Origin of the sequence: Sphingomonas yantingensis (assembly GCF_014199325.1) — a bacterium.
GTDB lineage: Bacteria > Pseudomonadota > Alphaproteobacteria > Sphingomonadales > Sphingomonadaceae > Sphingomonas > Sphingomonas yantingensis.
On sequence record NZ_JACIJJ010000004.1, the window covers coordinates 108,241 to 120,378 of the forward strand.

At 64.2% G+C, this 12,138-nt stretch carries 11 protein-coding genes; 7 read left to right on the top strand and 4 right to left on the bottom strand.

Annotation, left to right across the window (positions count from 1 at the left end; translation table 11 throughout):
* Window positions 1-12: 12 nt before the first annotated feature.
* The 5 genes from FHR19_RS13180 (at window position 13) to FHR19_RS13200 (ending at window position 5,900) form a co-directional block, all read left to right on the top strand.
* Complete coding sequence (locus FHR19_RS13180; protein ID WP_184029211.1) at window positions 13-1,191, top strand: outer membrane beta-barrel protein; 1,179 nt, start codon at window positions 13-15, stop codon at window positions 1,189-1,191.
* 17 nt (window positions 1,192-1,208) lie between these two features.
* Complete coding sequence (locus tag FHR19_RS13185; protein WP_184029214.1) at window positions 1,209-1,985, top strand: polysaccharide biosynthesis/export family protein; 777 nt, start codon at window positions 1,209-1,211, stop codon at window positions 1,983-1,985.
* A gap of 72 nt (window positions 1,986-2,057) precedes the next feature.
* The gene (locus FHR19_RS13190; RefSeq protein ID WP_184029217.1) at window positions 2,058-3,605 is read left to right on the top strand and encodes a lipopolysaccharide biosynthesis protein; all 1,548 of its coding nucleotides are present in this window, start codon (window positions 2,058-2,060) and stop codon (window positions 3,603-3,605) included.
* A 53-nt stretch (window positions 3,606-3,658) separates the two neighbouring features.
* Window positions 3,659-4,735 (top strand): cellulase family glycosylhydrolase, encoded by a 1,077-nt coding sequence (locus tag FHR19_RS13195; protein ID WP_184029220.1) that lies wholly within the window; start codon window positions 3,659-3,661, stop codon window positions 4,733-4,735.
* A gap of 13 nt (window positions 4,736-4,748) precedes the next feature.
* Window positions 4,749-5,900 (top strand): glycosyltransferase family 4 protein, encoded by a 1,152-nt coding sequence (locus tag FHR19_RS13200; RefSeq protein ID WP_184029223.1) that lies wholly within the window; start codon window positions 4,749-4,751, stop codon window positions 5,898-5,900.
* Here FHR19_RS13200 and FHR19_RS13205 read toward each other — a convergent pair.
* Window positions 5,886-7,058 carry a hypothetical protein gene (locus tag FHR19_RS13205; protein WP_184029226.1) on the bottom strand — a complete coding sequence of 391 codons (1,173 nt, stop codon included), beginning with the start codon at window positions 7,056-7,058 and terminating at the stop codon, window positions 5,886-5,888. The two genes, FHR19_RS13200 and FHR19_RS13205, sit on opposite strands and share 15 nt — an antisense overlap.
* Window positions 7,059-7,080: 22 nt before the next feature.
* Between FHR19_RS13205 and FHR19_RS13210 the strand changes: the two genes are divergently transcribed.
* On the top strand, window positions 7,081-7,236 hold the full coding sequence (locus FHR19_RS13210) for a hypothetical protein (protein WP_184029229.1): 156 nt from the start codon (window positions 7,081-7,083) through the stop codon (window positions 7,234-7,236).
* Here the strand turns inward: FHR19_RS13210 and FHR19_RS13215 are convergent.
* From FHR19_RS13215 to FHR19_RS13225, 3 genes are all read right to left on the bottom strand, one after another.
* On the bottom strand, window positions 7,208-8,152 hold the full coding sequence (locus tag FHR19_RS13215; RefSeq protein WP_184029232.1) for a glycosyltransferase family 2 protein: 945 nt from the start codon (window positions 8,150-8,152) through the stop codon (window positions 7,208-7,210). The two genes, FHR19_RS13210 and FHR19_RS13215, sit on opposite strands and share 29 nt — an antisense overlap.
* A gap of 74 nt (window positions 8,153-8,226) precedes the next feature.
* The gene (locus tag FHR19_RS17875; RefSeq protein WP_281375704.1) at window positions 8,227-10,188 is read right to left on the bottom strand and encodes a M10 family metallopeptidase C-terminal domain-containing protein; all 1,962 of its coding nucleotides are present in this window, start codon (window positions 10,186-10,188) and stop codon (window positions 8,227-8,229) included.
* Entirely contained in the window at window positions 10,185-10,610 is a 426-nt protein-coding gene (locus FHR19_RS13225) for a hypothetical protein (RefSeq protein ID WP_184029235.1), read from the bottom strand. The genes FHR19_RS17875 and FHR19_RS13225 overlap by 4 nt, the downstream gene beginning before the upstream one ends.
* Window positions 10,611-11,249: 639 nt before the next feature.
* On the opposite strand from FHR19_RS13225, the gene FHR19_RS13230 reads away from it, so the two are divergent.
* Window positions 11,250-11,732, top strand: a complete 483-nt coding sequence (locus tag FHR19_RS13230) for a PilZ domain-containing protein (protein ID WP_184029237.1) — start codon at window positions 11,250-11,252, stop codon at window positions 11,730-11,732.
* Window positions 11,733-12,138 lie beyond the last annotated feature (406 nt).

Genomic DNA, 12,138 nt, shown 5'->3' on the forward strand with positions numbered 1-12,138 from the left:
GAACCAGATTTCATGATTCGCGGCTTCATGGTCGGAATGGTCATCGGCCCGATGGCGCTGACCGGCACGGCATATGCGCAGGAAAACAAGTTCGAGCTTTCGGCGCGGCTGGTCGAGACGTATGACAGCAATATCCTGCGCCTGGGTGATCTGCGCACCGACAATCCGACCGACAACCTCTCGGTCTCGCCTCGCGTCGCGGTGGATTTCGACCGGCGTTTTGCCCGGCAGCGGGTTTATGTCACCGGATATGCTGGCTATAACTTCAACAGCCGCTTCCGCTTCCTCAATCGCGAGGAACTGGCGCTGAACGGAGGGGTCGATCTGCGGTTCGGGCCGCGTTGTCGTATCACACCGTCCATGTCGATCCTGCGAGCCCAGTCCGACCTTGAGGATCTGGGTCAGATCGTGACCAACGTCGCCACGATACAGGATTACAGTATCCGCGCTTCGTGTCCGCGTCCCGCCGGATTCTATCCAACGGTCGGTGCAGGCTATTACCAGGTGCGCAATTCCGAGATCCGCCGCGAACGCGACCTGTCGATCGTCGATGCGCGCGTCGGCATTGCCTATGCCCGGCCCAGCATCGGCAATTTCGAGCTGTTCGGGCAGTTTGCCCGCATCGAGCGCAACCGGCGCGACCCGACGCCCGCCGGGCTGTTACAGGATGAAACCGATGTACGCACCGTCGCACTGCGTTTCAGCCGCGACGTCGGCACCCGGATCGAATCCGCGCTTCAGATCGGCTATACCGATGTCGTTCCCAAAACGGTCGACGTGCCCAGTTTTTCGGGTCTGACCTATGAGGGCAGCCTGACCTACCAGCCGACGCCGCCCCTGGCCCTCACGCTGGGTTTCGGCCGTCAGGTCAGCGGGCGCGGCAATCTTGGTACCAGCTATTACGTATCGGACAATGTCCAGCTGCGCGCGCGGGCGAAGCTGAGCGCGCGCACGTCGGCGGGTGCCGGGATCCAACTGTCGAGGCGCGATTTCGCGGGTGAGGACCGGGTGTTCCAGTTCGGGCCACGTGGTCGCGACCGCCAGTTGGATGCCAACGCCACGATCGGCTACCGCCTGGCACGACCGATTAACCTCGACCTGTCGACCCGCTATCGCCGGCGAAATGCAGAGAATGATTTTTACGACTATGACAGTCTTTCCGCCACGCTGGCGGCGGCGATGAGCTTTTGAGATAACGGAGACGGACGATGAAGGCATTCGCACTAGCAGGGATCGCCGTGTTGCTGGCGCCGGTAGCTGGCGTGCCGGTCGCCGCCGGCCAGACCGTCTGGCAAGGGTATCAGCTGGGGGCCGAGGACCAGATCGAGGTCCAGATCCACGGGCAAGGCGGGGCCACCGTCAAGACTCGGGTAAAGTCCGACGGGTCGATCACCCTGCCGCTGGTGGGTCGCGTGCGCGCCGCCGATCAGACGACGCAGTCGCTCGCGACCGCGATCGAGGGGCAGCTGAAGCGCGGTGGGCTGATCATGAACCCAATCGTAAACGTCGAGATCCTGGAATATGCCAGCCGCACCGTCACGATGCTGGGTGAGTTCGCGAATCCCGGCCTGGTCCCGCTCGATCGTCCGCTGACGCTGACCGAGATCGTCGCGCGCGTCGGCGGGCTGAAGGCGGGAGCATCGGATGATGTCGTGCTTCGCCGCGCTGGCGGGACGATTGAACGCTACAATCTGACCGCGATCGCCCGCAACGAAGCGAGGGACATCGTGCTGTCGCCGGGCGATGCACTGTTCGCGACGGCGGCGCCGCAATATTATATCTACGGCCAGGTCGGCAACGCCGGCAGCTTCGCGATCGCGCCGCAGATGACGATCCGCCAGGCTCTGGCGCGCGCCGGTGGCCCCACGCTGGCCGGATCGGAGCGGAAGATCACCCTGTTTCGCGGCGGTCAGGAAATCGATGCCGACCTTTCTGCGTTTATCCAGCCCCGCGACGTCCTGTTCGTACGCGAGCGTGTGTTCTGATCTTTCGGCGTCCTACCGGTAAGCGGCCCGGGCCGCGCCGGGTATCCGTCGCTGTCGATTGAGGCGTACCACATGACCGACGACAGCCGCATCGATACCGACGACGCGGTGTTCCCCCGCCGCCCGGCCGGTTCGATGAAGCGCCAACTGGCCATCGGCGCAGGCTGGATGACGGGGCTGCAACTGCTGTCCAAGGTTATCGAGATCGGCTTCATCGCCGTCCTCGCGCGTATCCTGTTTCCCGCCGATTTCGGCGTGATCGCCGGCGCGGCCATCTTCATCCAGCTCGCATCGCTGCTGGTCGAGGTTGGCATCGGTGCGACGATCGTCCAGATTCCGAACCTGACGCGCACCGACCTGCGCATCGGGGGCACCATCGTGGTCCTGAACGGCGTCGGCTATTTCACGCTGGCCCAGGTGCTCGCCCCGTTCGCGGGCGATTTCATGGGCATTCCGGGCACCGAGCCGGTCATCCGGGTGTTGGCGCTGGTGTTCATTATCCAGTCGTTCGGGATCGTGTCCGAAAACGTGCTGGTTCGCGATTTGGAAGTGCGGCGGGTGATGGTCGCGCAGCTGATGTCGCGGGTGATCGGTACCGGCGTGATCGGGATCGCCCTGGCGTGGGCGGGCTTGGGCTATTGGGCGCTGGTCGTGGCCACGCTTGCGGAAACGTCGATCAAGGCCACGTGGCTGGTCTTGCTGGTGCGGCCACCGATGCGACCGTTGCTGACGCGACCCGGCGCGGCGCGGCTGATGCGGCGCGGCGCGGGATTCTCCCTCGCCAAGGTCATCAATTTTTTCGCACTGCGCGCGGACAATGCGATCGTCGGGCGAACGATGGATGCCGCTGCGCTGGGGCTGTATTCGCGCGCCTATAACCTGATGAACGTCCCCGCGGACCTTTATAGCCGGATCGCTGAACGGATCGTCTTTCCGGCAATGGCCAAGGTCCAGGACGATCCGGTCCGGCTGCGATCGGCATTCCTGCGTGGGCTGGAACTGACCGCGGTGTTTGGCTTGCCGATCTCGGCGCTGCTGGCGCTGCTGGCGCCCGAGGTGATCCTGTTCATCCTCGGCCCTCGCTGGGTCGAGGTAATCGTGCCGTTCGCGGTGCTGTGTTCGGTCACCTATCTGAGGCTGGGCACCAAGGTCAGCGGGTCGCTGCAACGGGCCAAGGCGGCGACGGGGGCAATGATCACCAATCAGATCGTCTATGCCGGCATGGTGATCGGCGGCTGCCTGATCGCCTATCCGCACGGCATCGTCGCGGTAGCGACCGCGGTCAGCATCGCGGTCGTCGCGTTCTATCTGATCGTGAACTACAACGCCTGTCGCCTCGCGGGCGTCGGCCTCCGCGATTTTGCGAGGGTCCATGGCCATGGCGCGTTGCTGGCGCTGGCCTGTACCCTGGCGGCGGCACCGGTCGTCTTCGGGATGCGCGCTGCCGGTGGCCTTCCGCCGATCGCGATCCTTGGCGCATCGGGTGCGGCGATCGCCGTGCTGGGGGTGATCCTGATCGTGTGGCGACCGCGCTGGCTGTTGGGTGCGTTCGTCATCGAGCTGCTGGGTGACGCGGGTCGGGCGACGGATCGGTTCCGCAAGCGAAAGGCGCGCTCATGACGGCTATGGCGGCGAAACCCCGACCCGTTCCCAAGCGCGGATGGGGGCCGCTTGTGCTGGCCGCGGCGTTCCTGCTGCTGGCGGTCGTGGCGGTCGCGGCGCTGCTTGCCGAACGCACTGGTGAAGAATCGATCGGATCACTGGTGCTGGGGGATGCCGCCGGGCCTGAGGAATCGTCCCCGGCCGGCCCGGCCGCGACACCGCCGCGGTTCGGCGTGAACCTGTCGGGGGCGGAGGCGCGGGGCAACGACGCGCTGAGACCCAATCTGGTCGATCTGCGCCATCATGTCGAACAGCTGCGGTTCGACCTGATCCGCTATCCCTTCAAGATGGATCGGATGACGCCCGATCGCATCGCCGAGCTGCGGGTGCTGACCGACTATGCGCGCCGCCGCGATGTGCCGGTCATCCTTGACAACCATAATTACGGCTGGCCGCCGGTTGCGGCGCAGATCGCGTTCTGGACGCGCTTTGCCCGGGCGTTTCCCGATGACGGTTCGGTTCTCCTCGACCTGAACAACGAACCCAAAGGGGTCGAGTGGATGCGATGGGCCAGCGATGCCAAGCAGGTCGTCGCCGGCTTGCGCCGCAACGGCATCCGGCACCCGATCCTGCTGGAATGGCCGGGGTGGTCGGCCGTGACCCGCTTCGACAAACACGAGGCCAGCGACAAACCGTGCCAGAGTGCAGGCTGCGCACTCGACCGGACGCCGGGACCGCTCGACCCGCTGGGCCGGACTTATATGAACGGACACCGCTATTTCGATGCCAACGGGTCGGGGTTGAAGGCGGGATGCCGCCAGCGCAACGGCATCGCGCGCGAGCGCAGCGGCTTCGTGGCGTTCGCCGCACAGCTGCGCAAGCGCGGTCTACAGGGCTATGTCACCGAGGCAGCGTTCGGAAACTATCGGGGCATTCCCGAGAGTTGCAAGGCGGTCGGCGAGGAAGCGGTGCGGGCAATCCGCGCCAATGCCGACGTGCTTCGCGGTATCACCTGGTGGGGCGGGGGGCGGCTATGGCCCGATCGCTACCCCTTCAAGATCGAATGTCCCAAGAAGCAGCGAGCGACTTGCCCCGTGTCAGACTATCAGAAGGCGATCAGTCCGCGCCTTGTCACGCGCGCGCCCTGACCGGAAAAGCTAGATGCAGGACACGCCACTCCATATGCCGGACGCCCGACCGCTCGCCATCACGCATGTCGTGCGGCAATTCCATCCCGGTATTGGCGGGATGGAAGAATGCGTGCTGCAACTGGCGCGGTATCAGGTCGCCGGCGGCCACCGGGTGCGCGTCGTCACGCTCGACACGATCTTCGATGATCCCGCTGCGCGCAAGCTGCCTCATGCGGAGATGCTGGACGGGATCGAGATCCGGCGGGTGCCTTGGCGCGGGTCGAAACGATATCCGCTTGCGCCCGGCGTGCTCGGCGTGCTGGGCACACCCGACCTGGTGCATGTTCACGGCGTCGATTTCCTGTCCGACTACCTGGCGCTTACCCAGCCGGTCCATCGGCGGATCCTGATCCTGTCGACGCATGGCGGCTTTTTTCATACCCCGTTCGCCGGACGGATGAAACTGTTGTATTTCAACAGCATCACCCGGGCACTTCTGACCCGCTATGCAGGCGTGGCGGCGTCGAGCCAGTCCGATTTCGAACGATTTGCGCAGATCCGGCACCGCAACCTCGACCTGATCGAGAACGGCGTCACGGTTGACAAGTTTCGCGGGCTGGCACGGCGCGATGCGCGCACGATCCTTTATTTCGGACGGCTTGCCCCCAACAAGGGGCTGGCGGCGCTGGTCGCGTGGTTCGCCGCGCTGGTCGCCGCCGATCCCGACTGGCGGCTGATCGTAGCGGGGCGGCCGATGGGGGTGACGCTGGAGTCGCTGCGAGCGCAAGCGGCGGCGCTGGGCATCGCCGAGCGGGTGGAGACGGTCGACACGCCCAGCGACGCGCAGATCGCGACGCTGATCGGTCGATCTTCGGTCTATGCGTCGGCATCGACCTATGAAGGGTTCGGCCTGGCGGCGATCGAGGGGGCGTCGGCGCATCTGTATCCGCTGCTGAACGACATTCCGCCATTTCGCCGCACCGTCGACGGGTTGGGCTTCGGCCGCATCGTCGACTTCGCCGACCCGGCGACCGCGCCGGCTTTCGCTCGTGACTGGCCCAGCTTGACCATGCCCGATGCCGCGACGATCGATGCGACGGTCACCGGCCGTTTCGGCTGGCGCGGCCATGTGGACGCGTTCGAAGCGCTGTATCGCCGCGCGCTGGCGTCACGCGGGCGTTAGGGTTCGCCAATTGCGGCCCGACCGGGTGAGGCGTGCGGACGCGTCCTTGCCGCCGAAATCGGTGACGCGGACATAGCCGACGAGAAACCAAAGCAACGGCGCTGTTTTCATCGAAAACGAACCTGTCCCGCCAATCAGCAGCCAGATATAGATATAGGTGCTCATCGCCCAGATTGTCCGCCGGCGAATGACATCGTCGGGACGAACGATCAGCGTCAGATAGGCCCAGTAGGCCAAGGCGCCGAAGATGCTGGTCGACACCATGACGAAGCCATAGCCGGTATCCCCGCTGCGGGCGATCAGGTCGTGATTGCCGAACAGCAGGTCACTGGCCGACAATCGGGTCAATGCGCGATAGGTCGTGGCGATCCGGCCGATCAGATCGTCGCCGTAGCGAACCCGTTCGAACTCGAAGACGATGAAGGTGATGCCCAGCAGCACGATCGGGATCAGCGCGTTGGCATAGCGGGGCAGCCGTGGAAAGACGAAATAGCCAAGGATGAAGATCGGCGCCATGATCGCTGACATCCGGGCGTTGTTGGTCACGACGATCATGAAGATCGTTATCAGCATCAGCGCGCGCTCCGGCCATGACAGCCGATCCCACATCGACGTCAGGTAGATCATCAGCACGATGGCGAAGATATTGATGTTGACTTGTTCCAAAAAGATCGACGACGTGCGCGGCCCGTCGAACAGGCCGAAACTAAAGCGCCCTTCGTAAACGATGGTGCCGAGTGCCAGACCCGTATCTTCGTAGAACTCCTTGATCGCATAGCCGCGCGTCTTCGCCAGGTAATCGGCCGGGCGGAACAACGACGCATAGGCTTCGGTACTGGCGACCTCGATCAGCAGGACGACCAGCGTGATCGCCGCGCACAGCGTGAAGGCGAGGCGCATCGCCTTTTCATCCGCACGCGCCCCCAGCATGGTGAAGCCGGTGATGATAAGAACGTTGCGAATGCCTTCGATGAAAGCAAGTTCGGCGACGATTGACATCGCGATCGCCAGCCCGGCCGAAAGGCCAAGATAGAGCAGCGGCAGCACGTCGCTTCGCCGCAAACTGGCATAGGCGGACAGGCCGAGCGCCGCGAAGATGATCGAGGTTTCGGTCACGATCACCAGCGCATTGTTCATCGGTATACCGCGCGCGGCCATCAGCGCGAGTATCGCGTTGTAGGTGACGCCGATGACCGGGATCGCGGCGACCAGCGATCGCGCGATCGTTTTTCCGGCATCGGCGGTGCCACGCGCGGTACTGGCGATGGACAACGGTCGCGTGACCCTTGCCGAAGGACGCGCCACGCTCACCGGACCGTCCGTCCGCCCAGGCTGAGACGGATGTATTCGCCGATATCGGCCAGGCCCAGCGCCACCAGCACCGCTTCCGCCTTCAAACGGGTGGCAATCGGCGCGTCGCCAGCCAGCAGCACCTTCTTGCCGCGTCGACCGGTCTCCAGGCTGTTCTTGGCCAGTGCCCGGATCAGGCGCATGCGTCCGTGCGTTCGGTCCCAGTGGCCACCAGTCAGCCGCCGCCGCTTTTCGAGCAAGGCTGCGAAGGTCGCACGGGTCGGATGCCGTACGATCATGCCCGGCTCGTACAACATAGTTCGCCCCGACGACCGTATCTTCATGCCCATGTGATGGTCGCCGCCCGATTTGACCGTTTCGTCGAAGCCGCCCGCCTCGACGATCGCCGCCCGGGGGCTGAGCCAGTTGGCGGTGGCGCAGCTCCCCAGTGCTGCCTGATGCTGGGGAAAGGCGACCATTGCCTCATAGCATTCGGCCCAGCGCCGCGCTTCACCGCCGCTTTCGTTGAACAGGACGATCCGACCCGCGACCACGCCCAGATTGGCTTCTCCGGTCGTCCGCCTCATGGCGGTCGACAGCCACTGCGCATCGGGAATGCAGTCGGAATCGGTGAACGCCAGATATTCGCTGCTGGTTTGGGCGATGCCCAGATTACGCGCCGCATAGGAGCCAGGCTTGGTCTGTTGCAGCACGCGGACGCCGGTCGCCTGGGCGCGGGCCATGGTATCATCGGTCGACCCGTTGTCGACGACGACGATCTCGAACCGGTCGGCGGGAAAGTCCTGCGCCTGTAGCGCGGCGATGCAGCGTTCGAGCTGTTCGGGGTTGTTCCAGACGGGCACGATGACCGTGACCAACTTGTGTTCGGGCTGCAACGGTCGGGTATCCCCTGGATGATCGATGCGCCGGCCATAGCAAACCCTGTCGGGATTGGCGATCATCGCGGTTGACGATGCGTGGCACGAAAAGGGGCGGCCATGACTGGCCGCCCCGATCCGATGTGTCATCGATATCCTTAGATATCGACGCTGCCCAGTCCGACCGATGAGCGGATCGCGCTGTACACGTAGTAGCGCATGCCGTTCTCTTCGATCATGCCGTCATATTCGAGCGCGTTGGTGCCGGTGATCGCGACCGTGCCGCCGCTGCCCGACAGGTCGAGGGTGCCGTCGTCGAACCGGATAATGCCGTCGCCATTGTCGTCGGCCAACGCCGTGGTGGTGACGATCAGGTCGCGGGCGGAGAAGGTCACGCGATCGGTGCCAAGGCCGGCGACCGGGTTGGAGGTGTCGAAGAAGAAAATGTCCGACACGTTCCGGCTGCTGCTGCCGATCAGGACATCGTCACCGAAATCGCTGACATGGACGACCTGTCCCTTCTTGGCGGTCGGGGCTACACGGGTATCGGCGTAATAGAACAGCCCGTCGACTTCGCCCATCAGGCGCAGGCCGGCGCTACCGCTGGCCCCGGTCAGGCGGACCGCGTCACCGTCGCCGGTGTCGAGTCGCAGCGTCGCACCGCTCCAGGTGATGATGCCGTCGCCATTGCCGTCGCGCAGGCTCTTGTCCAACGCCAGCATGTCGCCGCGCGTCCAGTCGGTGACTTGATCGACGCCGGTCGTGCCGCCGTTGCGCAGTTCGAACGTGTCGCGACCGGTCCCGCCGGTCAGGCGGTTGCCGACTTGATTGCCGATCAACCGATCATTGCCACCGCCACCAATCGCGTTCTCGATCACCGTGCCATAGGCGATGGCGATGTTGTCCTTGTAAAGGCCCGTGGTCAGGCCAAGTTCGGCGGCGAGGTTGGTGTAGGCGTCATAGGTCGCTTGGCTGCGCGGAGCGAGGCCGAGCGCGGCACGGCTGGCGTTGACTGCTTCCAACGATGCGAACGCCTCGATTCCGCCACCTGACGAGAAGGCACCACCATTCAGGTCGATGACCGACGGCGTGTTCCAGCCCGAAAAGTCGAGCGTGTCGTTGCCGCCGGCGTCATAGACTGCGACGATCGGCGCCGTGTTCTTGGCAAAGTCGAATTCGGCACGGTTGGCGGTCGAATTGAAGCCGTACACGGTATCGCCGGTGCGGGTGGTCGGGTCCGCGCCGTAGATTCGCTGGATTGCCGCAATATCATGGACCAGCGGCGTCGCGGCATAGCCGAAGCGAAGATTCGCCCAGTCGATATGCTGCGCGCCGGTCTCATAAGCGTCGAAATAGCTCATGATCGAATATTGCTGGGTATCCTGCGCGTAGAACGCATCGTTTGCGTAGGTGATGGGATCGGGCACGCCGTCACCGTCATTGTCGTCCAGCGCGTTGTAATCGCCCGGATGGCTGAGGCCCAGCGCGTGGCCCAGCTCATGAACGACCGTGGTCTTTGCATAGAAGCTGTCATCGAGCGGAAAGAAGTTCGATCCGACGAAGCCGTCGATCCAAACGTCGCCGCCCAGCCGGCCGATTTCCTCGAAGCCGTCGGTCAGATACGCCGCATCGAGAACATCGCCGAACGGCAGATAGGCATAGGCCTGCGCACCGCCGGTATCGGTGTTGCCCACGACGATATCGGCATTGAACGACTTGGTTTCCTGAAACGAGATGGCGACCAGATCGTCCCACAGCGCGATGCCCTCGCGCACCAGCGTCTGCTGGCCGGCGTTCAGGACCGAAAATGCCTCCTGGTCGAATGCCTCGGTGAACGCGATCGTCCCGGTCGCGTTGACGTAATAGCTGTTCGCCAGCTCCTGATAATTTGCCCAGAAGCCGAAGTTCAGGACCCCATCGGCCAGTTCGCCGTAGTTGTTCAGGTTCCAGCTGTAGCCGCTGCGGTTCAGGTTCGCCGCCGCCTGTCCGATGGTCAGGATGATCTTGCCGTTGGCGCTGCCGCCGGCGAACGGATCCAGCGAAAGGCTTTCGGGGGTTTCTCCGCCCACGCCCGGCCAGTCACGCTCTACATGCGGCATGGTATCGCTGTGATCGCTCATTTCAGTGTTTCCCCTTTTGGTAGTCGGATCATCCGCCCCGGCCCGCCTTTGCCCCGCCAGGGCAGGAACGCATCGAGCGCGCGGTCGAAAAATTGCGCGGTGCTCTCGCCGGCCGCCGCCACGAAACGCCGCGGCAAAATGCCGCCCTGTGCGTCGTCCATCGGGATCGGGCGATCGGCGGCCAGCGTCAGCGATTGCGTACTGCCCGAGTCGCCGAACGTCGCGATGACGCGGAGTGTGGCAATGGTCGGGGTTTCGGCAATGGTCGTAATACGGATCGGTGCAGCGCGGCGGGCCTGTTCGGCCAATTGCGCGCACAACCTCTTTTTGTTGTCGTTGCAATGCAACACGATCGTGGCAACGCCGCGCCAGATTGGAGCAGGTCGTGCGACCTGGATTGCGGTAATGGCGGCGTCGGTCAACGGCACAGGCACGGTAGTCCACTCCCCACGTGGTGGGCCAGCATATCAATTAACAATCATTTACCAAGCACATAATCGAGCTTGGCCCGACGGCGGCGGACACCCGACATCGCGAACACGGGAGACGGTGCTTCGGTAATATCGAGTCGCCACGCCCCGAAGCACCTGGCGCCGTTGAAGTGGCCCTTGATGCATGTGCGGGCCTGTGGGCGGGTGCGCCATAGGAGCCGGCGACCTTGCCACTGCGATAGGGCGCGACGACCGCGTCGGCGCCGCCGTCGGTGATGGCAACGTTTGGAGCGGTGCTGTCATATGCTCCATGGGTGAGCGATGGAGTCGCCGGGCTGTCGAACCTGACCAGGCTGCCGATACGGCGCTGATAAAGGCCATGCCCGGCGATCAAGTTCGCTACCGCGGCGGATCGGCCGCTTCGTATCTGGCGGATCGTTTGGTCCCGACACGTCCGGCCTCGAACCCCGCGGCCCCACTCGAGGCCCGCCCGGCGCAAGGCATGTCGCCGGGACAACGATAGCCGGAGGTTTACGATGCTTAATAATAGCTGCAACGCCGCTAACTGTCTTATTTAAACCACCTCTAATCGCCGGCGCCTACAAGTTCCCTATTCTTTAGGAAATCAGCATGCGCTCCACTGCCGCTCAGGCCGCCCATACCTCGCATCGTAGGGCTCATGAAGACGATCGCGAGGTCGAGCGCAAGGTGCTGGGCCGGCGCGGCGTATTGCGGATCGGCGACGACCCCCAGCCGTACGATGTCATGATCCTCGATCTCACTCGCGATGGGTGCGGCATCCAGTGTCACGCGCCCGTCGAGTCGGGAACGCCTATCGAGGTCGGAATCGCCAATGTGGGGCGTATTTTGGGAACCGTGCTATGGCATGGGCCGGACAGCTTCGGGTGCATGTTCGATCATCCGTTGCCCGCCGGTTCAGTGACCGCCGCGTTCGGTCCGCGCAACGTATTGCCCTTCCCGCGGGTGTCGGACGCCACGGTCCGGCCCGATCCGGCCACCAAATTGGCAGTGCGTACCCGCTTGCTGCTGATTGCCGGGGCGACGAGTCTGTGCTGGAGCGCGATCGGAGCCGTGGTGCTCGCCCTCGCCTGAAAGATTGTCCGGGGATCGTATCAACCTGCGGGGCCAGGGATCAAAGCAGCCTGAGGCAGACCCTGCCGCCCCCCCCTGGCAGCACCCTGCGCGGGTCTCATCTGTTCGGAGTCCCGATTCGCGCCGAACACCGTCGGCTTTATTTGATTGGCCGGGGGCGGGTGGCGAATCGATTGCGATCGCGCGAGATGCGAAGAAGCCGGCGACCGCGTCCGCGGCGCATCGCACAGGTGGGTAACGGGCATCGGACGGCCATGGCAGGGCGGGAGAGGGGGCGGGTTCCGCCGACGGATCGCCGGTAACGACTGTCTGCCATGGTCATCGGATGACATTCCTACAGCCGGCCGGGATGGGCCATCCGGAAGCGGGTGACGGTCTGGCTAGAAAATGGCACAATGTATCGACG